Here is a 20,555-nt window from a genome sequence, read left to right on the forward strand (position 1 = left end):
TTATTCCTTTACCCAATTGTTAGCAAAATCACATCCTCTGCTTTCTGGGTCCACGTGGATATATGTGTCGTCGATATGTTCATCCATCCATTCTTTTATGGCATTGAACTGTTTTTCCCTTAGTGCCAGTTCCTGGATTTTCATGTAATCCTTTGCAAAATCCGCTTCGTGTTCATCATAACGGTTGGAAATCTTCATGATCTTGAACTTTGGTGGTCCTCCCCTTTGGTCATCCTCACGAATGGGGCGGGAAATCTCTCCATCCTTAAGGTTCCTTACCTGGTTATAAAGCGTGGGGTCCATCTTGGTCAACTCAAACCGGGAATCAAAATTTACGGGGTTACGAAGCAATCCACCGTCAAACTTGGTCTCTTTTTCATCCGAAAAATTCAAGGCAGCCTCGGCAAATGTGTACTTGCCATCTAAAACCTGCTGGCGAATGGAGTCCAATTCCTTTGTTGCTTTATCAATAGCGCTTTGCGGTATGTCCGGAATCATCAGAATATGCCTCAAATCCAATTCCTGACCTCTTATTTTCTCAATATAAATGATGTGATACCCAAAACTAGTTTCAAAAGGCTGAGATATCTCTCCCTCTCTCAAGCTAAAGGCAACATCTTTAAATTCTTTCACAAAAGGAGTTTCCTTTGTCATGCTGTAAAAACCTCCCTTAGATTTTGACCCTGGATCTTGAGAATATAAAATAGCTTTCACATTGAAGCTAGCATCATTCTCTAATACATCTTGACGGATTTCTTTGAGTTGATTGATTACCTTTTGTTTTTCTTCCTCGGGAGCTTCAGGCTGCTTTACAATTTGGGCGATTTCCAATTCCGCACCAAAAACAGGTCGTTCATCTTCTGGAATTTTATTGAAAAACTGTCGGACCTCTTCTGGGGTCACTTCAATCTCTTCTACTATTTTTCCCTGCATCTTTTCGGAAAGCATACGCAGCTTGTTGATTTCAAAAAGCTCCTCACGGAAACTTTCCATATCGGGCTTTTTATAGTAACTGAGCATTTTTTCAACGCTTCCTATCTGCTGTGTCAATTGTTGGATCTGCCTATCGCTTTGGGCGTTCACCATATCATCGGACACCAACAAACTGTCCTGCACCGCCTGATGGGCGTACAACCTGTCCTCCATAAGCTTGCCCAAAAGTCCGCAACGGGTAACATCTTCGGTGGAAGCACCTTGGTTACGAAGATCGATCAAGGTTTTGTCTATGTCCGATTCCAAGATTACGTAATCTCCCACTACCGCTGCAATTCCGTCAAGCTTTATCCTTTTGGTGTTGCTCGTAGTATCCACACTCATTGCTTGGTCTGCTTCCTGTGCCTGGACCATTCCTATTATTGCAAAAAATGCAATCGAAAGTCCTTTAATTTTCTTTGTCATAAACCTCAAATTCATTCTTCTTAATGGCTTCATCTATAATTTCGGTCTCCAATTGTTTAATGTAATTTAAGCGTCTTCTATTCAAAATCAATTGCCGAATATCAGGTTCCACGTAATCAAACGGGGCTGTTTCATTGACTTCCAACACATTGGTTACCAACCCCAAATATACCTCTAACGAATCTTGTAGCTCAAAAAATTGTGATTTTTTTAAGTGGGACTCCTCATTTGCCTGTGTTAAGGGAGGTATTTCTTGAATAACTCTTGATGCACTGACCCAAATAGAATCATTAAAATGTATTTTCTTGAACTGGACCGCAATGGAATCCAAATACCTTCTATCTGAATCTTCCCATCGCTTAATTTTTGACTCGACCCCATCCCTATCCAAAAATTGTTCGGACATGCCAACAAACCTTAACTGAACCAATTTTTCGTTGAGTTTGAAGTTTTCTTTTTCTCTCTCGTAAAATTCTTGCAATTGACTTTTGGTAACGGACGTATCTTGGGATTGATTGACTAACGCTTCTATGTAGGCACGCGTATACAGGTCGGCACGATAATCGGAGACCAAGCGGTCGAACTCGGCCAACTTTTCTTCGGGCAGGTTTATCTTTGATTTTGACAACAACAACTGTTTTGACGCCCAATTATTTATATAATTGTTTACAAATATGGTACTATCCTGCGCCGTCATATCATCCCTGATCAAGGAAGCAACATCTTCTTTGTACAAAAAAGTGTCGCCCACCCTCGCCAGAGGTTCCTTTTCTTCCTCCTCATTGAACATACCTTCACAAGAGGAAACAAGAATTGCCACAAAAGTGCCAAAAAGGAAAAGTGTGTGTTTTTGGAGCTTAAGCATTTCGCAAAAATAACAATTACAAAGTCCCTTACAAGAAGCTTCTCATTTCATTAACAGATTTTTTGTGCCCTATAGATGTCCAGAAATTGCTACTTTAGTACAAAACCAAACCAAATATGAAGTACACTACGGAAATTGTTGTTGATGTACCCAGGGATGAATTTATTAAAAAAATGGACGACCCCGACAATATGAAGCATTGGCAACAAGGACTTATCGACTACGAGCAATTATCCGCCAGTCCCGGGCAGGAGGGTTCCCGAATGAGTCTAAGTTACGAAATGGGGAGTCGTAAAATGGACATGGTGGAGACTATCATTAAAAAAGAACTTCCCAACGAATTGCATATGACCTATGATACCAAAGGTGTTCATAATATCCAAAAAAATTACTTTAAGGAAGAAGGTGCCTCTACGCGCTGGGTATCGGAATCAGAATTTCAATTTACTGGGTTTGGGATGAAACTTATGGGATTTTTAATGCCCGGGGCCTTCAAAAAACAGTCCCTAAAATACATGCAAGATTTTAAGGCATTTGCCGAAAATGGCACATCTGTGCTCAACTCATAACAACAATGGAAAAACTTTTGGACAGAAAAATCAAGATCATCTGGGACTTTAGAGGGCCAAGTGCCGCACATACTGCGGAACATTATCTAAAACACCTTAAAGAATTTGTGGAGGTAGAAGAACTTAAATACGACCTGGGCGGGGTAGAGCATTTTAGTCCAGCCCACAGCATTGCCTACTTGGTTGTTGCTGAATTTGAATTAAAGGAGATAAGGGAAGTTCTTAAACCCCACCGGGGCCAGGTATATTCAGGAGAAATTTAATCTTTTCACCAATGAGGTTCAAAATTGCGGTAGTGTGCTCCCTTATTTTGGGAACCTCTTGCTCCAAAAATCCCCCCGATAACCCTCTTACTGAGGCACTATCTTCGGAAAATAACAAAATTAGAAGGGTGATGGATAATTTGGATGAGCACGAAATCCAAGTCAGATACACTCGGATAGACCGAAAAAATGATAGTATTATTTTTACGGATTTTGATTTTCAGGTCGATAAAAATAACTATTTCTACCCTGCAAGTACCGTAAAATTTCCCGCGGCGGTCGCTGCCTTGGAAAAGCTCAACACAATTGATTCTCTATCCATGGACACTCGCTTTTTTGTTGAAGGTGATTCCGTGGAAACAACTTTTGCCAAAGCTATTTCTGAAATCTTTGCCGTATCGGACAATGCCGCCAATAATCGTTTGATTGAGTTTTTGGGTCAAGATGAAGTAAACGACAGAATGAAAAAACGAGGGGTGTCGCCCATTCGAATTGCCCATCGACTCTCTACCGAGAATGCGGAAGATGTTACCACCAAACCTTTGGTTTTCTACCTCAACGATTCCACAACCTATTTGAGCGAGTCCATTATCAATTCGCCGATTAGACCAATGGAATTAAAGGGCATCAAAAAAGGACAGGGGTATATCGCTGATGAATCCTTACAAACAGGAGCATTCGATTTCTCTTTAAAAAATTACTATCCCATAGATGCACAAACCGCTCTTTTAAAACGCATCATTTTTCCCGAAGCATTTCCGAAAGACCAACGTTTTAATCTCAGCGTTGAGCAACGCACCTATCTGTTGGAAGCCATGCACACCCTACCCCCACAACTAGGGTATGACCCAGAGGAATTTTACGATAGCTACGTGAAGTTTTTTATGTTTGGCGACACTACCGACCCGATACCCGACCACATCAAAATTTACAACAAAGTTGGGTACGCTTACGGAACGCTCACAGACTGCGCCTACATAAAGGATACCAAAAACGATATCGATTTTATGATAACGGCCACTATTTTGGTGAACAGCAACGGAATTTTTAACGATAACACCTACGAATATGACGAGGTTGGTATCCCATTCTTGGCCCAATTGGGAAAGGAACTTTATGAATTGGAGCTAAGCCGAAAACGTTAGGTCGGCTCGCCGAACAAATCGTAATCGGAAGCATCGGTTATCTTGATATTCACAAAGTCACCTATTTTTACATAATGCTTGGTAGCGTCTATCAAAACTTCGTTGTCCACATCAGGAGAATCGAACTCGGTACGTCCTACAAAATGACTCCCCTCTTTTCTATCGATTATACAACGAAAGGTTTGTCCAATTTTTTCCTGGTTCAGTTCCCAAGAAATCTGTGACTGGATTTCCATAATGATGTTTGCACGTTCTTGTTTTACTTCTTCGGGAACATCATCTTCCAAATTGTAGGCATGGGTATTTTCTTCGTGGCTATAGGTGAAACAGCCCAAACGTTCAAAACGCATTTCCTTGACCCAATTTTTCAAAGTCTCAAAATCCTCTTCGGTTTCGCCCGGATAACCTACAATCAAAGTGGTTCGGATGGCCATTTCGGGAACAGCTCCCCTAAAATCCTTTAAAAGCTGGGTGGTCTTGGCATAGGTAGTTCCACGCCTCATACTTTTTAGAATTGCATCGGATATATGCTGAAGTGGGATATCGATATAATTACAAATCTTTGGCTCGTTTCGCATCACCTCCAAAACATCCATCGGAAATCCTGTTGGGAAAGCATAGTGCAAACGAATCCATTCAATGCCGTCTACTTTGGCCAAGGCCTGTAGCAGTTCAGCCAAGTTTCTTTTTTTGTACAGGTCCAAACCATAATAGGTAAGGTCCTGCGCTATCAAGATGAGTTCTTTTACCCCTTTGGCTGCCAATTTCTCGGCCTCTGCCATCAAATCTTCAATTGGCGTGCTACGGTGTTTTCCGCGCATCAATGGGATGGCACAGAAAGAACAAGGTCGATCACATCCTTCGGCAATTTTAAGGTATGCGTAGTTTTTTGGTGTGGTCGTCAAACGTTCACCAATTAATTCATGCTTATAGTCAGCACCGAGAGCCTTCAATAAATTAGGTAGCTCACTCGTACCAAAATATTGGTCCACATTTGGAATTTCCTTCTCCAAATCTGGTTTGTAACGCTCGCTCAAACAACCGGTCACAAAAACTTTGTCAACAGCACCAGCCTCCTTCTTTTGAACATATTCCAAAATGGTGTTCACACTTTCTTCCTTGGCGTTGGCAATAAAACCGCAGGTATTGATCACTACCACATTGCCCTCCTCTTCATGGGCGACCTCCTTATTGTTGGCACGCAATTGTCCCATCAACACCTCAGAGTCGTACACGTTTTTGCTACAACCCAGGGTCACTACATTAATTTTGTTCTTCTTAAGCGATTTTGTGCGCATAGTTCCTTTAAATGGAGTGCAAAAATACAATAACACAAGGCATTACAATCACTTTGGCCTATAATATTTATTGAAATGACAAGAACTCTAACTGTTTGATTATTCCTGATACGTCTCAGGCATTTTCCTGGCCCTGTTCAATTGTTCGAAGGCTTTACCTATTCGAAGCAAATGCGCTTCGGTAAAGGGTTTTCCGATGAAGGTCAAACTTTCGGGCTCGCCATCGGTTTTGTAACCCATGGGAATGGTCAATGCGGGGTATTCGGCGACTGCCGCGTAACCCGCATGGTAATTGTTGATGCTCAACACGGCATCCAAGTTTTTTTCTTCCATGATATTGAAGAATGCCCTGCCCGACTCCTTTAAATTTTGTTTGATTTTTTCAAATTGTTCTGCAGTAGTGGAATCGGACAAAATACCATCAAAACGTTCCTGTCCGTAGGGTATTCTCACCAAAGAATCCTGTTGGTTAAATGCTACGACATCTTCTACGGACTCTACTTTAACTGCATCTTTATGCTTGACCTCAGCTTTTATATAAGCAGGCAGATCCTCCCTCATATCCAGATTCAGCAGCGTGGTAAAACCTTCAAGGGGAATATTCTCAGCTTCAAACTTCACAATTTGAGCTCCAGCTCTCCGTAATGCTTCGATGTTCGCAGCATAAATGGAATCACGTTCCATTAAGTTCTTCATTACGCCTAAACGGATTTCTTTCAGAGTTTCCGGGTTCATCCAAGCTGATAAAATGCCTGGTTCCGAGCTCACCGATTTATAATCGGCTTCATCCTTTCCTAACATCGCATCCAACAAAATCGCATTGTCCGTCACATTTTTTGTCATGGGGCCAGGAGTATCCAAGGTACTGGAAATGGGCACAATCCCTGTTCGGCTCAACAAGCCGATGGTCGGCTTTAAGCCCACCACGGAGTTTTGACTGGAAGGTGAAAGTATGGAACCCGATGTTTCAGTACCAACTGCGGCCACAGCATAATTGGCTGCCGTAGATGTTCCACTACCTGCACTAGAGCCTCCTGTATCAAAAATCCTTCTTCCGTAGGGGTTCAAAGTTTGTCCACCTACAGCACTCTGACCATTGGGGCAGGCACCACATATAAAATTGGCCCATTCGCTCAAGTTGACCTTGCCTAAAATCAACGCTCCTTTTTCCTTTAAACGTTCAACGATAAATGCATCATCGGTCTGATTGTCCTTTAGTGCAATAGCACCTGCCGTCGTCTTCATTTCTGCGGTTCCAATGTTATCCTTCAACAAAATGGGCATCCCATAAATAAGATGATGGATTTCCTTGCTTTCATCCAGTTGACGTGCTTCTTCCAACACATTTGGATTCAATGCAATAACGGTATTTAGTGTCGTATTGTTCGGGAGTTCATACTTATAGATTCGATACAAATAAAACAATGTCAAATCTTCGTAGGTAAAAGTACCATGGCCGATATGGGTTTGAAGGGTCGGGATATCCTGCTCCAGCACCAAAGGCTTCATCTTTTGATATTGTGCTTCGGTAAACTGGGACACTTCGTCATAAAGAGGAAGAAACACTTCGTTCTTATCCAAGACTTTGCTCTGGATGAATTTATAGCGCATCCTTTCGCTTTTGTTATTAGCACTGGCAGCCACCTCCGCGGAATCATTGTAGGACGTCCAAACAGTTTTTTTATCCCGGGATTCCACATTTTTCTGTTTGCACGAAGCAAATACCACCAAAAAAAGGAAACAAATTAAATTTCTAATCATCAGCATTTGAAATTTTCATCTATTCAATTCATTATAAAAATATATCAAGAACAGGAAATTACTTTTTACCAGACAAACTATAATTAAAGTGCCATGGATGTTCGTACCATAGGTCCCATTCTTCCTCCAAATTGGTCTCAAATGCTACTCTTGATTGTCCTGAAAACCCAGTTTGCCCACATTCCTCTCCAGCAATGCTCTCATTATAGCCAATAGAACCCGTGTTAACACCAAGTTCTCCGCCATTCACCAAGTGCCATGTATAAAAGTATGGTCTGTTTGCTTTCATATAAACCTTTGTAGATGTCAAGTCGAAATACACCCACCCACCTCTATAGGTCGGGGGAACAATAACAGATGTTGTACCCAGTATAGTTCCGTTCTCATCGCGGATATCCAGTTGCACTTCCAAATCTTGGTCATAATATGTACCTCCTTGGTAATAAGCAAAACCTCTATCAAACAGGACTCCGAATGTATCCGGGTTTAGGTCTTCAGATAGCTGTAAAATCTGGCCCGTACCCACATTTCTATCGTATGGTCCATGCTCAAAATCCGGATTATCCCTATCGTCCCCACCAAACCACTTGCTCGCATTTGATTCAGAACACCTCACTTCAAAATCAATATCCATAACCTCAAAACCTATCTCATAGGAACTCTCCTCTCCATTTTCAGCTATAACCTTATAAACAACCGGACTAGTATAATCATTTATATCTATGGGATTGGGTAAGATTGTAGCAAAATCCGAAATTTCTATATCCAATGAAATATTATCAGTTTGCATAAAGGATGGCAGTCGTTGAAAAAACTTCCCCTCACTTACCTTATTAACCACAATATCATTAAAATCAGCCTTTGCACTAATTCCCAAAATAGCATTTTCAGAAGACAGCTCCCTAATGATGTCCACTGAATATTCGTTGGTTTCCCCGTTTTCCGCCGTCACGACAAAAATAAATGTACCTGTAATCGAAGTAATAGATTCCGGAGCAGGTTCTATGGTTGCCCCATCGGAAATTTCAATTTCCAACACAATATCCTCCAATAATATATGACTTGGAACCGTACCTTCGATTACAGCGCTCCCTACGTTTGGAGAAAAGGAAAAATCACCTTTCCTTAACTCAAAGGATGTTATAAAATTTTGTGAGTAAAGCTGTCTTTCAATATCCAATGTATACTCCCGTTTAGAACCATTCTCTGCGGTAACAGTAAAAACTACTGGATTAAGCAAAGAAGTTATTGAACTTGGAGCAGGATCAATTTTAGCCCCCTGTGAAATCTCCACCTCAAGCTTGACCGACTCTAAACTAAACTCACTAGGTAAATCTGCTGAAATTGAACTGGTTCCTATTGTAGCTTTATACTCAATACCTGTATTTTTAACAACAAAAGATGTAATGAAGTTTTCGGCACTAAGAATTTTGTCATCACTTTCTGAGCTGCACGAAATACATATCAGGAAGAGTAAGCAAGGAAAAAAGGTTCTCTTTTGCATGGTTGGTTCTGGTAATGGATTTCACCCGAACACAACGTTACGAACTTTTATTCATATTTAAAAAATGAATCGACGAACTCATATTTATTGAATACTTGAAGGTCTTCAATACCCTCTCCTACACCGATGTATTTAACGGGAATCTGAAATTGGTCGGAAATACCGATAACGACACCACCTTTTGCGGTACCGTCCAGCTTGGTCACCGCCAAACTGCTCACTTCAGTAGCCTTGGTAAATTGCTTGGCTTGCTCAAATGCATTTTGTCCGGTAGAGCCATCAAGTACCAATAGTACTTCATGGGGTGCATCGGGAACTACTTTTTGCATTACCCGTTTTACCTTGGACAGTTCGTTCATTAAATTGACCTTGTTGTGTAAACGACCTGCCGTATCCACTAGCACCACATCAGCATTTTCGGCCACTGCAGAATTTAGCGTATCAAAGGCAACAGAAGCGGGATCGCTTCCCATTTTTTGTTTGACAATAGGTACATCCACACGTTTTGCCCAAACTTCCAATTGATCAATAGCTGCTGCACGGAAGGTATCGGCGGCTCCCAGCACTACTTTCTGCCCTTGGGCTTTAAACTTATGGGCCAGTTTTCCAATCGTGGTTGTTTTACCGACCCCATTTACACCTACCACCATAATTACATATGGTTTTTTGTCCTTGGGAACGGCAATCTCAGTGTCCTCCCCGGAATTGGTCTCCGACAGCAAGCCTGCGATCTCTTCACGAAGGATCGTATTGAGCTCATCGGTTCCCATATATTTATCACGGGATACACGCTCTTCTATACGCTCGATGATTTTTAAGGTAGTATTTACACCAACGTCGGAAGTTACCAGTACCTCTTCCAGATTATCGAGCACCTCATCATCTACCTTTGACTTACCCGCTACGGCCTTCCCCAGTTTGCCAAAAAAACTGGTTTTGGACTTTTCCAGACCTTTATCCAAGGTCTCTTTTTTATCCTTTGAAAATATATTTTTGAATAAGCTCATCCTGTGTTCTTTGAGAATGGTCAAAGATAGGAAAGTAAGGGGAGTTTTGTTAACAGAAAATTCCTTTGAAATGCCTTATCGCCGCCAAGTTGAAGCATCCAACAGAATTATGGGAATAAAAAAAGCCGCTAAAAAGCGGCCCTAGTATTGTTAACAAGGAGATTTTCCTTATTTGCTGTTCAACCAGTCATTCACCATTTCAGGTGCCATTACAGACTCTACGAAAGTGTAGGCTCCTGTTTTTGGAGATTTTACCATTTTGATGGCTTTTGTCAATCTCTTGGATGATGACTGAAGTGTTGCTACTGTTTTCTTTGCCATGGCTTATATTTTTTGCCCTTTACTTAGTAAAAAGCTATTACTTAATTTCTTTATGAACGGTCATACGCTTAAGGATAGGATTGTATTTTTTGATTTCCATCCTATCTGGCGTGTTTTTTTTGTTCTTTGTGGTAATGTATCTAGAAGTACCTGGCATACCAGATTCTTTGTGTTCTGTACACTCTAAAATTACCTGAACCCTATTTCCTTTCTTTGCCATTGTATTCTACTTAAAATGCTTTTACAACTTACTTTTTGGAATTGATTTCCTTCAAGACAGCAGAGATTCCTTTTTTGTTGATGATTTTCAACCCACGGGCAGATACGTTCAAGGTCACCCAACGATCTTCCTCTGGAATATAAAACCTCTTCTTGGAGATATTTGAATCAAATCTCCTTTTTGTCTTATTGATAGAAAAGGAAACGTTGTTTCCAAACATCACCTTTTTTCCTGTTACTTCACAAACTTTAGACATCTCCCTAACTATTTGAGTGATTTTATTGAGGCTGCAAATTTATACCATTTTACTGGGACGTACAAAATTCTTTTTCAGAAATTTAAAATTTCTTTATACAATAGCTCAAAAGCCTTGTTAACAGACTTTTTTACGACCCTGTCACGATGTTTTCCCATCACAAATTTATGGGCAAAAGTACCTTTTGGAGTACCAATTCCTATATATACGGTTCCAACCTCGGCATCGGAATCGCCTTTGGTGGGTCCTGCATTACCTGTCGTAGCTATGGAAAAATCGGTCCCCAACGTATTTTTTACGCCATTTGCCATGGCAATCGCCACCTCTTCACTGACCACGGAATGTTCGTCGATAAGTTCTCGTGGAACCCCCAGAACATTTATCTTGACCTCGGTGGCATAGCACACCATACTTCCCTTAAAGTAGGCAGATGCTCCGGGAACGGAGGTGATTCGTTCCGCTATGCTTCCCCCGGTAAAACTTTCGGCGGTGGACAAGGTCATTTTTTTATCGGTAAGCAATGTGCCTATCTGTTTTTCGACTCTTCCATCTTCCTCCTCTTCCCCGTAGATAATCTCTCCAATAATGGGATAAAGTTTTTTTACCTGTTCTTCTATCCCAGCAAGCAGCCCATCTTTATCCTCCCCTTTTGCCGAAAGACGAAGCCTTACACTACCAATGTTCGGCAGATAGGCAAACTTGATAAATGGCGGCAAATTGTTTTCCCAATACTCAAGCTTTTCGGCAATCGCACTCTCACCCATTCCGTAAGTCAGAATGGTCTTGTGGACAATATGAGGTCGCTTGTACTCTTCTATGATTTTGGGCAAAACGGAAGAGGTCATTAGATTTTTCATCTCGTAGGGAACTCCCGGCAATGAAACAAAAGCAGTTTCGCCCTTTTTCATCCAGATGCCCGGTGCTGTTCCGAACTCGTTATGGAGCACAGTTGCCTTTGACGGAACCATAGCCTGTTCCCTGTTCAAATCCGAAATTGGGGTTGTAATGTATTTTTTGAAAAGCTCTTCAATATGATGCAACACCGTATCGTCCCGGACCAGTTCATCTTCAAAAAATTCACAAAGGGTATGCTTGGTGACATCATCCTTTGTAGGGCCAAGACCACCTGTTATGATTACCACAGAGGAACGCTCACCGGCCTCTTTCAGAGACCTTAGTATATGGTCTTTATCATCCTGAATAGAAGTGATTTGGTAAACAGAGACCCCAATCTTGTTCAGTTCTTTGGAAATAAACGCTGAATTGGTATCTACAATCTGACCTATGAGGATCTCATCCCCAATGGTGATTATCTCCGCTTGCATCTATAAATCAAAGTCGTTTTTAAGTTCAGAGACCACTTGGAGCACATCCTTTTTCAACAAAGGAAACTTTTGTTCTATTTCCTCCATGCTACCGGTTGCCTTACCGAGCGTTTCTATTTCCAAGGCCTTGGCCCTGGTCTGCTCCATGCCCAAAATATCCACGTTGGGCTTAATTTTATGGGCCAACTTATATATGTTTTCATAGTCCTTGCTACCAATAGCTTTTTCCAGGCTTTCTAGATCTTCAGGAACTTCTTCTAAAAAAACGGAAATTACCGAGGTTATGAAATCCTCGTCACCTTCCGCCATTTCATTTATTTTATCGAGGTTGTAAATCATTATTTTACATTAATATCAAACATTTGCTCACCTTCCAATCTACCGACAAGGTAGTCATTTGGGCTTACTTTACCAACACCGGCAGGGGTACCCGTAAATATGATATCTCCCTTTTTCAACATGAAATAAGTGGATATATGAGCTATGATTTCATCTATCTTCCACAGCATCAACGAGGTATTCCCATCTTGGACAATTTCATTATTTTTTGACAATGAAAATTTCAGGTTGTCCATATCCTTAAACATTTCCTTGGAAAGCCATCTTCCAACTACGGCAGCACCATCAAACCCTTTGGCCTTTTCCCAGGGCAATCCTTTGGATTTTAATTTGGATTGAAGGTCTCTCGCCGTAAAATCTATGCCCAGCCCAACTTCATCATAATATTTATGGGCAAATTCTTTGGAAATATGTTTTCCCACTTTTTTGATTTTCACCAGAACTTCCACTTCATAGTGAACATCGTTGGAAAATTCGGGGATATAAAAATCTTGCTCTTTGGGTAAAATAGCGGAATCGGGCTTTATAAAAACCACAGGTTCGTCCGGACGCTCATTGCTCAGTTCGTTTATGTGATCCACATAATTACGTCCTATACAAATCAGTTTCATAATTTGCTGATGGGGTTAACGTGTTGTTTATCTTAAAATTTATTGTTGAGTTTGCTCAACTTTATCTGGGTAAGAACTTTTTTGGTGTACAGCGGAAAATCGGCATTCAATATCCAGCCAAAGTAGCCGGGTTCTTTCTCCATCACCTCTTCCACGGTTTTCCCATTATGCTTTCCAAAGGCAAAGATCGGTTCCTGGTTTTCGTTGAGGCCGATAAAGCCTGCAAAATCCAAATTTTGTCTTCTGGTGGTGAACTCTGACAGTCTTTTAATATCGTTCTCGAGTTCGGGATAGCGTTCCAACTGTGCCAGTAAAACCTCGTAAGTTGCTAAGGTATCGGCTTCTGCACTGTGCGCATCGTCCAGATCCTTGTCACAATAAAACTTGTAGGCTGCTTCGAGCGTACGTTTTTCCATTTTATGAAAGATGGTCTGTACATCAACAGATACCATGCTTTTCATATCAAAATCAACATCGGCACGGAGCATCTCCTCGGCTAGCAAGGGAATATCGAACCTATCAGAATTAAACCCTCCAAGATCACTATCGCGGATCATCGCATAAATTTCCTTGGACAACTGCTTAAACGTTGGCTCGTTGGCCACTTTTTCATCAGAAATTCCATGAATGGCCTCGGATTCTGCTGGAATAGGCATTTCCGGGTTTACCAACCATGTTCTGCTTTCTTTATTTCCGTTCGGATAAACCTTTAGGATGGAAATCTCTACAATCCTATCTTTTGCAACATTGGTCCCAGTGGTCTCCAGGTCAAAAAAACAGATAGGTTTGGTCAATTGTAATTGCATGTGGGGCGTTTTAAATAAGGTTCACTAGGCTTCTAAATTAAGAATAGTGACAGGAATATGGGCAGTTTTCTACTATATTTCCCTATTTATGTCCCAGGCCTCCAAATAATCTGCCACTGATTTTACGAACATTCCGCCCAATGCACCATTCACCACTCGGTGATCGTAACTGTGTGAGAGGTACATTTTACTGCGGATACCTATATATTCACCTTGATCGGTCTCAATTACAGATGGTAATTTTCTGATGGCCCCCAATGCAAGGATTCCTACTTGCGGTTGATTGATGATCGGCGTACCAAAAACACTTCCGAAGGAACCAACATTGGTTACCGTGTACGTACCATCTTTTACCTCATCGGGCTTTAATTGATTGTTTCTTGCCCTATCGGCCAGATCGTTCACTGTTTTGGCCATCCCTACCAAGTTCAATTGGTCGGCATTTTTGATTACGGGCACAATCAGGTTGCCATCGGGCAGGGCTGCTGCCATTCCCAAATTGATGTTCTTCTTTTTGATGACCTTATCTCCATCCAACGAAATGTTCATCAACGGATATTTTTTGAGGGCCATGGCCACAGCTTCCATAAATATGGGTGTAAAGGTCAATTTTTCACTTTCTCGCTGCTGGAAAGTGTTCTTTACTTTATTTCTCCAGTTCACCACATTGGTCACGTCCACCTCCACAAAACTCTGAACGTGGGCGGAGGTTGATATACTTTCAATCATGTGATGGGCAATCAATTTGCCCATACGGGTCAACGGAATGACCTCATCCCCTGCGCCTACCTGAACTTTTGGCGCCTGAGGTTTGTTCGCGACCGTCTCTTTTGGAGCAGAAGGCGCTTCGACTTTATCGGTTTTTGTTTCAGGTTTTAGTTTAGCCTCTTCTTTTACCTGACTTCCATTGGAGCGGTTTTCCAAATAGGCCATGATATCATTTTTGGTGACCCTACCTTCTTTACCTGTACCGGTAATGGCCTCGAGCTCATCCATGGAAACGTTTTCTTCCTTGGCTATGTTTTTCACCAAAGGCGAATAAAATCTTTCTGAACTTGAAAAATCGGGCGTGGATGAGGAAACTGACTCCTTTACACTGGCCATTTGAGCTTCCAACTCTCCTGCCGGCTCCTGCACGGACACCACTTCTTCGACTTTTTCTTCCGAGGATCCCTCGGCAACAGTGTCAACCTCTCCTTCAATTTGAATCACGGCGACAACTTCGCCCACCTTTATCACATCATCTACATCGAACCGCTTTTCCACTAATACCCCGTCTACTTCACTGGGAACTTCGGAATCCACTTTATCCGTAGCTATTTCGAAGATGGCTTCGTCCATCTCTATCGTGTCGCCCACTTCTTTTAACCAATTGGTCAAGGTGGCTTCAGCAACACTTTCTCCCATTTGCGGTAATTTCAATTCAAATTTTGACATATTCGTATTTATCAAAGTGATTTTGATTTGTATTTTACAAAAATACTAAAGAAATCGACTTATTTTTGATTTATGTTTATTAATTCGCTTTAATAGAATTTTCAAAAGGCACCCTATTGATTATACTCCTTCCCAAAGTTACCTCATCCGCGTACTCCAATTCATCTCCCACTGAAATTCCCCTTGCTATCGTAGAAGTGGTCACCTCCAATCCCTCCAGTTGTTTGTAAATATAAAAATTAGTGGTGTCCCCTTCCATAGTGGAACTCAATGCCAAGATCAATTCCTTAATGGTTCCGTCCTTTACTTTTTTCACCAGTGACCCAATATTTAGGTCTTGTGGGCCCACGCCCTCCATGGGAGAGATCTTACCTCCCAACACATGGTACAATCCGTTATATTGAGATGTATTTTCAATGGCCATTACATCCCTAATATCTTCCACTACGCACACCAAGGTTTCGTCCCGTTTGGGGTTTACGCATATTTCACATACTTCTGTATCGGAAATATTGTGGCAATTTTTACAAAAGTTGACCTCGCTTCTCAATTTAAGGAGTGCATTCGCCAAATGCTCCGACCGCTCTTCTGGTTGCTTTAAAAGGTGCAGCACCAAGCGCAAAGCCGTTCTTTTACCAATCCCTGGCAGTTGCGACATCTCGTAAACAGCATTTTCCAATAGCTTCGATGAAAATTCCATAGCATCAATTCTCCTACAAAATTACGATTTTACAGTTACCAATTTACTTTCGTACTTTGCAAATCAAATTGCATATATGTCAGCCACACAAATCCTGTTGCTTATTGGCGCCTATTTCTTGGTGCTTATATTGATTTCCTACTTTACTGGAAAAAATGATTCCAACGCCGATTTTTTTAAGGCCGGAAAACAATCACCATGGTACGTAGTGGCCTTTGGAATGGTTGGCGCCTCATTATCGGGCGTTACCTTTATCTCAGTGCCGGGCTGGGTGCAGGATAGCCAATTCAGCTATATGCAGGTGATCCTTGGTTATCTTGTGGGCTATTTTGTGGTGGCGTTTGTACTGTTACCTCTTTACTATAGGTTAAACCTGACGTCTATCTATGAATATTTAGAGGATCGATTTGGTAAGACGAGCCATAGGACCGGGGCATTTTTCTTTTTCATATCACGGGTTTTAGGAGCAGCTTTCAGACTTTATTTGGTTGCCATAGTCTTGCAACAGTTTGTTTTTGATGATCTGGGAGTGCGTTTTGAATTTACCGTAGTCATCTCTATCCTATTGATTTGGCTGTATACCAACAAAGGTGGCATTAAAACAATAGTATGGACAGATACCATGCAAACGCTTTTTATGATACTGGCGGTCGTACTTTCCATTGTGATGATCAATCAAGAACTCGGTTGGAGCTTTGGGGAATTCCTTGCCTCCGAAGAGCTAAAGAATTACAATGATTTTTTGGTAACAGAGAGCTTTTTGGATAGAAATTACTTTATCAAATCCTTCGTGGGAGGAATGTTCATAACCATTTGCATGACGGGTCTTGACCAAGATATGATGCAAAAGAACCTTACCTGCAAATCCTTGAAAGACGCCCAGAAAAATATGGTCTCATTTAGTTTTGTACTTGTGATATCCACATTTTTGTTCATGCTTTTGGGAGCATTGCTCTTTATTTATGCCAAAAGGGAAGGTATTGGGCTTCCATTGATGGACGGCACCCCCAAGACCGACCTTCTATTTCCTGAAATTGCACTGAACAGTGGATTGGGACTGGCACTTTCCATCACTTTTATGCTCGGTCTCATCGCCGCGGCCTACAGTAGTGCCGATAGTGCGCTTACTTCCTTGACAACTTCTTTCTGTGTGGATTTCCTAAACGTTCAAAACAAGGAGGACAAAGAACAAAAACGCATTAGAAAACGTACCCATATTGCCATGAGCTTTGCTCTTGTTGTGGTCATCATTGCATTTAAGTATATTCTTAGCAGCAATGTGATTGATAGCTTGCTTACGGTAGCCGGTTACACTTATGGCCCACTACTGGGTCTTTTTGCCTTTGGCATCTTCACCAAACACAAAATCAAGGACAGTTATGTCTGGATAGTGGCTTTATTATCGGTGATTGCCATAGTTTTTATAGCCAATATCCCTTCGGAATATTTAGGGGGCTATCAAGTTGGCTATGAATTGTTACCGTTAAACGGATTGCTTACATTTATTGGCCTATGGTTTATCCGTACTAAAAAGTCGGGAGAACAATCTAAAATTGTCCAGTAGCAAGTAGCACCAAAGTACAAGCAACTTCGACCTCAATCCCAGCATTTTCAAGGATTTTGTAGAATTCCGGGTTTTCCGTTCCCGGGTTAAAAATAATCCGCCTGGGGTTTAGGTCCACGATTTGTTGGTAGTATTCTTTTTGATTTTTTGGATTTAAATACAAAGTTACGGTATCAATATTTTGAAAATCAATCAAGTTGTCTTTAATTTGTACCCCTGATACAGTTCCCCCACGTATCCCAAATGCGGTTGTTTCAATATTATTGTCAACCAGCCTACGAATTGCTGTGTTACTGTATCTTCCCGGGTTTGTAGAAGCCCCTATGACAAGTGTTTTTTGCATTTGTTAATTTTTGTGTTAAATTTTTATATAGACTGTAATTTTTCACATGAAGAGTCGTCTATTTTTTATAACTTAAAGTCATTGGTAAGACTGTATTTTTATAGTTAATGGTTAGTGTTTAGTATAGCTTATCAATGTATAACCCCGGTACTCGTTACCGGGGTTTCTTCTTTTATAGCGTTATATCATTAGTCTCTAATAGAAGCCTGCCTTACAAAGTTGAGACAATTTAGAATGCTTTATTGTTAAAGGATGTTAAATTAAGTTTTGCCTGTAACATTCCCGAACCTACGGCGTCTTAAGAGTGACATCAATCATCAATCAATCATCAATCAAAAAACGAACTACTCATGAGACATGTGAGCTTTCTAGTTGCACTATTGCTGTGCATGATATCCCCTTTTTCAACTTTTGCCAATAATCCAAACGATGCCCTGGGCGTCATCAATGGTAAGGTCATCGACGAAATTTCCAACGAACCTGTAGCTTATGCTGCTGTTGTCATCAAATCTGAAGATGGTTCCCAGACCATTACAGGTGGAATTACCACAGAAGATGGAAGCTTTGAAATCAACAAACTGCCCGATGGCACATTTGTTTTTGAAGTACAGTACATAGGATACAAAACGTATTCCCAAAAATTAGTGATCGCCAAGGGCAAACGGACCCTTAACCTGGGAACCGTAACCCTAGTTGAAGAAACCAAAGAACTCGAGGGTGTGGAGCTGGTAGCGGAACGCACTACCATTGAACAACGCGTAGACCGCAAAGTAATCAACGTGGGTAAAGATTTGACCACTGCTGGCGCCTCGGCTTCCGACATTATGAACAATATTCCATCCGTAAACGTGGATTCCCAAACAGGTGATATTACACTTAGGGGCAACTCAAATGTACGGGTCATGGTCGACGGAAAATTGTCTAACGTTCCCGTAGCACAGCTGCTCAAGCAGATTCCATCAACTGCCATTAAATCCATAGAACTGATTACCAATCCATCCGCCAAGTACAATCCCGAAGGAATGAGCGGCATCATCAATATTGTATTGCACAAAAATGCAAACATTGGTTTTAATGGAAACGTCAACCTTGGACTAACTAAAGGAATCGAGGCGAAGTTCAACAGTTCCATTGATATGAACTACCGTAATGGAAAGTTTAATTTTTATGGAAATTATGGCAACAACATCGGTAAATGGGTGAATGATGGAAGCATTCTTCGTGTAGATGAAAACTCACGCCAAAAGTTTGACTTTTTCAACAACAATAAGTCGCACCTGTACAAATTAGGAGTGGATTTTTACCTGAACGATAAAAACACCATTTCCTTTTTTACCAATCAAAATATCTATGAAGGTGAAGGAACAGGAGAGACTGCTGTTTCATATTTTAATAATCCTTCGCGAAACGTGACGCAATTGTTCCTGGACGACTCCAACAATAGCAGTGAGCAATATAATTTCGACTATAAACTCGATTTTAATAAGGAAGGCCACAACATAGAACTGGAAATAGACCACAACCTGTTCGACAGTGAACAGGATGCAGATTTTAGGTCTGTCGGCGCCTCAACCTATCCAGATTATATGGATTTTGTGGACACCGAGCGTACCCAGACCACTGCCAATTTGGATTATGTGAATCCGCTGGACAGTATTTCCAAACTGGAACTGGGTCTACAATCCAGAAATTTTGAGACCATTGTGGATTATTCTTCCACTGGGCAATCTTTTAATTCCAATGGGGATTTGGTACCTACGCCCTCCACTAAATTTGTGTACGACATGGATATTTATTCGGCCTACGCCACATTTGGGCAGACCTACGAAAAATGGTCCTATCAAATGGGCGTTCGTATCGAGGACGTTCAAGTAAAAGCGGACACCAATTCCGTACGTGCCTTTACGGACAACTATACGGAGATCTACCCTTCAGCATTTGTCACCTACCGACCCAATGAAGGTGATCAAGTGCAACTGAGCTACAGCAGGCGGGTAGATAGGCCCGGTCTACAACAGGTAAACCCCATCCGTGAGTTTGCAACGCCTTTGATCTCTTCTTTTGGAAACCCAAATTTGGTACCTCAGTTCACCAATTCTTATGAAGCAAACTACACCAAAAGAATAAAAAATGGAAGTATTACCGGAGGTGTTTTCTATAGAAGCATAACAGATGAAATCAACCGAGCTATCTATGTGGACCGCTTGGACTTGAACAAGACCATACTGACCTTTGATAATTTTGACAAAACATCTGCCTACGGGGTGGAACTCTCCACCAATTACAAACCTTTGAAATGGTGGAACATCAATGGAAGTTTTGACCTGTTCTCGCAAACCCAAAGAGGGTTGACAGAAACCTTGAACACCACGGACCCGGAACCCAGTGAAGAAGATATTGTGGCGCAACGGGTAAAAGTGGACAATACGGCTTGGAACCTGAGAATGAACAACAGCTTTACCGTTACCAAGGCATTAACGCTACAAGCTTTCGGTTTTTACCGTGGAAGAAATAAAAGTATACAGTTCAATGCCGACCCGATGTATTTTGTGAATTTGGGTGCTCGCTACAGTTTTGCTGAAGGCAAGGGCACATTGAGCCTTAATTACAATGACATTTTCAATACCATGCGATTTGCTTTCGAGGGCGATTATCCTTACGCGCAAGAAGGAGCCTTTAATTGGGAAAGCAACAATCTGTACCTAGGTCTTTCATATAGATTTGGAAGCGGTAAAAACCAAGCAAAGCAGCGTAAACGCAGGGACAGCAATACCAAACAAGGTGGAGGCGGAATCCTTTAAAATATATTGATGCTTCATATTC

21 protein-coding genes are annotated in these 20,555 nt (G+C 41.4%); 5 read left to right on the forward strand and 16 right to left on the reverse strand.

All coding sequences use genetic code 11. The annotated features are described in order from the left end of the window. The gene (locus tag DCK90_RS05800) at positions 1–1,398 is read right to left on the reverse strand and encodes a peptidylprolyl isomerase (RefSeq protein WP_234414655.1); all 1,398 of its coding nucleotides are present in this window, start codon (positions 1,396–1,398) and stop codon (positions 1–3) included. Beyond that, positions 1,382–2,263: a peptidylprolyl isomerase gene (locus tag DCK90_RS05805; RefSeq protein ID WP_108245245.1), complete on the reverse strand. Its 882-nt coding sequence runs from the start codon at positions 2,261–2,263 to the stop codon at positions 1,382–1,384. Before DCK90_RS05805 ends, DCK90_RS05800 begins: the two co-directional genes overlap by 17 nt. 116 nt (positions 2,264–2,379) lie before the next feature. Here DCK90_RS05805 and DCK90_RS05810 point away from each other — a divergent pair, with 116 nt between their 5' ends. Genes DCK90_RS05810 through DCK90_RS05820 form a run of 3 tightly spaced genes read left to right on the forward strand, consistent with a single transcriptional unit; the run spans position 2,380 to position 4,240 of the window. Continuing rightward, positions 2,380–2,832 (forward strand): SRPBCC family protein, encoded by a 453-nt coding sequence (locus DCK90_RS05810; RefSeq protein ID WP_108245246.1) that lies wholly within the window; start codon positions 2,380–2,382, stop codon positions 2,830–2,832. A gap of 5 nt (positions 2,833–2,837) precedes the next feature. Continuing rightward, on the forward strand, positions 2,838–3,095 hold the full coding sequence (locus tag DCK90_RS05815) for a hypothetical protein (RefSeq protein WP_108245247.1): 258 nt from the start codon (positions 2,838–2,840) through the stop codon (positions 3,093–3,095). 11 nt (positions 3,096–3,106) lie between these two features. Then, complete coding sequence (locus tag DCK90_RS05820) at positions 3,107–4,240, forward strand: serine hydrolase (RefSeq protein ID WP_108245248.1); 1,134 nt, start codon at positions 3,107–3,109, stop codon at positions 4,238–4,240. On the opposite strand, the gene rimO is transcribed toward DCK90_RS05820, so the two are convergent. The 13 genes from rimO to recR form a co-directional block, all read right to left on the reverse strand. Beyond that, positions 4,237–5,538, reverse strand: coding sequence for a 30S ribosomal protein S12 methylthiotransferase RimO (rimO, locus tag DCK90_RS05825; RefSeq protein ID WP_108245249.1), 1,302 nt, complete (start codon positions 5,536–5,538; stop codon positions 4,237–4,239). The genes DCK90_RS05820 and rimO overlap by 4 nt on opposite strands. A 99-nt stretch (positions 5,539–5,637) precedes the next feature. Then, positions 5,638–7,299: an amidase family protein gene (locus tag DCK90_RS05830; protein WP_199912653.1), complete on the reverse strand. Its 1,662-nt coding sequence runs from the start codon at positions 7,297–7,299 to the stop codon at positions 5,638–5,640. Between the two features lie 58 nt (positions 7,300–7,357). Then, positions 7,358–8,803, reverse strand: a complete 1,446-nt coding sequence (locus DCK90_RS05835) for a DUF5018 domain-containing protein (RefSeq protein ID WP_108245250.1) — start codon at positions 8,801–8,803, stop codon at positions 7,358–7,360. A 47-nt stretch (positions 8,804–8,850) separates the two neighbouring features. Further along, a complete protein-coding gene (gene ftsY, locus DCK90_RS05840; RefSeq protein ID WP_108245251.1) occupies positions 8,851–9,810 on the reverse strand; it encodes a signal recognition particle-docking protein FtsY in 960 nt (319 codons plus the stop codon). Between the two features lie 168 nt (positions 9,811–9,978). Continuing rightward, on the reverse strand, positions 9,979–10,131 hold the full coding sequence (locus DCK90_RS05845; RefSeq protein ID WP_108245252.1) for a DUF4295 domain-containing protein: 153 nt from the start codon (positions 10,129–10,131) through the stop codon (positions 9,979–9,981). Positions 10,132–10,168: 37 nt separating this feature from the next. Beyond that, positions 10,169–10,351: a 50S ribosomal protein L33 gene (rpmG, locus tag DCK90_RS05850; RefSeq protein WP_100817574.1), complete on the reverse strand. Its 183-nt coding sequence runs from the start codon at positions 10,349–10,351 to the stop codon at positions 10,169–10,171. A gap of 28 nt (positions 10,352–10,379) precedes the next feature. Further along, the gene (gene rpmB, locus DCK90_RS05855; RefSeq protein ID WP_108245253.1) at positions 10,380–10,607 is read right to left on the reverse strand and encodes a 50S ribosomal protein L28; all 228 of its coding nucleotides are present in this window, start codon (positions 10,605–10,607) and stop codon (positions 10,380–10,382) included. A 74-nt stretch (positions 10,608–10,681) separates the two neighbouring features. Further along, complete coding sequence (locus tag DCK90_RS05860) at positions 10,682–11,932, reverse strand: competence/damage-inducible protein A (RefSeq protein ID WP_108245254.1); 1,251 nt, start codon at positions 11,930–11,932, stop codon at positions 10,682–10,684. Continuing rightward, positions 11,933–12,271, reverse strand: a complete 339-nt coding sequence (locus DCK90_RS05865; RefSeq protein ID WP_108245255.1) for an Hpt domain-containing protein — start codon at positions 12,269–12,271, stop codon at positions 11,933–11,935. Further along, on the reverse strand, positions 12,271–12,882 hold the full coding sequence (locus tag DCK90_RS05870; RefSeq protein ID WP_108245256.1) for a fumarylacetoacetate hydrolase family protein: 612 nt from the start codon (positions 12,880–12,882) through the stop codon (positions 12,271–12,273). The genes DCK90_RS05865 and DCK90_RS05870 overlap by 1 nt, the downstream gene beginning before the upstream one ends. Positions 12,883–12,914: 32 nt before the next feature. Then, positions 12,915–13,688, reverse strand: a complete 774-nt coding sequence (locus DCK90_RS05875; protein ID WP_108245257.1) for a 3'-5' exonuclease — start codon at positions 13,686–13,688, stop codon at positions 12,915–12,917. Between the two features lie 72 nt (positions 13,689–13,760). Further along, a complete protein-coding gene (locus DCK90_RS05880; RefSeq protein WP_108245258.1) occupies positions 13,761–15,125 on the reverse strand; it encodes a dihydrolipoamide acetyltransferase family protein in 1,365 nt (454 codons plus the stop codon). A 79-nt stretch (positions 15,126–15,204) separates the two neighbouring features. Next, complete coding sequence (recR, locus tag DCK90_RS05885; protein ID WP_108245259.1) at positions 15,205–15,825, reverse strand: recombination mediator RecR; 621 nt, start codon at positions 15,823–15,825, stop codon at positions 15,205–15,207. A gap of 76 nt (positions 15,826–15,901) precedes the next feature. Here recR and DCK90_RS05890 point away from each other — a divergent pair, with 76 nt between their 5' ends. Further along, positions 15,902–17,389, forward strand: a complete 1,488-nt coding sequence (locus DCK90_RS05890) for a sodium:solute symporter (RefSeq protein ID WP_108245260.1) — start codon at positions 15,902–15,904, stop codon at positions 17,387–17,389. On the opposite strand, the gene DCK90_RS05895 is transcribed toward DCK90_RS05890, so the two are convergent. After that, a complete protein-coding gene (locus DCK90_RS05895) occupies positions 17,373–17,732 on the reverse strand; it encodes a CoA-binding protein (RefSeq protein ID WP_108245261.1) in 360 nt (119 codons plus the stop codon). The two genes, DCK90_RS05890 and DCK90_RS05895, sit on opposite strands and share 17 nt — an antisense overlap. A gap of 350 nt (positions 17,733–18,082) precedes the next feature. Between DCK90_RS05895 and DCK90_RS05900 the strand changes: the two genes are divergently transcribed. Beyond that, positions 18,083–20,533 (forward strand): TonB-dependent receptor domain-containing protein, encoded by a 2,451-nt coding sequence (locus tag DCK90_RS05900; RefSeq protein WP_108245262.1) that lies wholly within the window; start codon positions 18,083–18,085, stop codon positions 20,531–20,533. The last annotated feature ends 22 nt before the right edge of the window (positions 20,534–20,555 follow it).

The sequence above is a fragment of the Muricauda brasiliensis genome, assembly GCF_003057865.1.
In the GTDB taxonomy this organism is placed as follows: Bacteria; Bacteroidota; Bacteroidia; order Flavobacteriales; family Flavobacteriaceae; genus Flagellimonas; species Flagellimonas chongwuensis.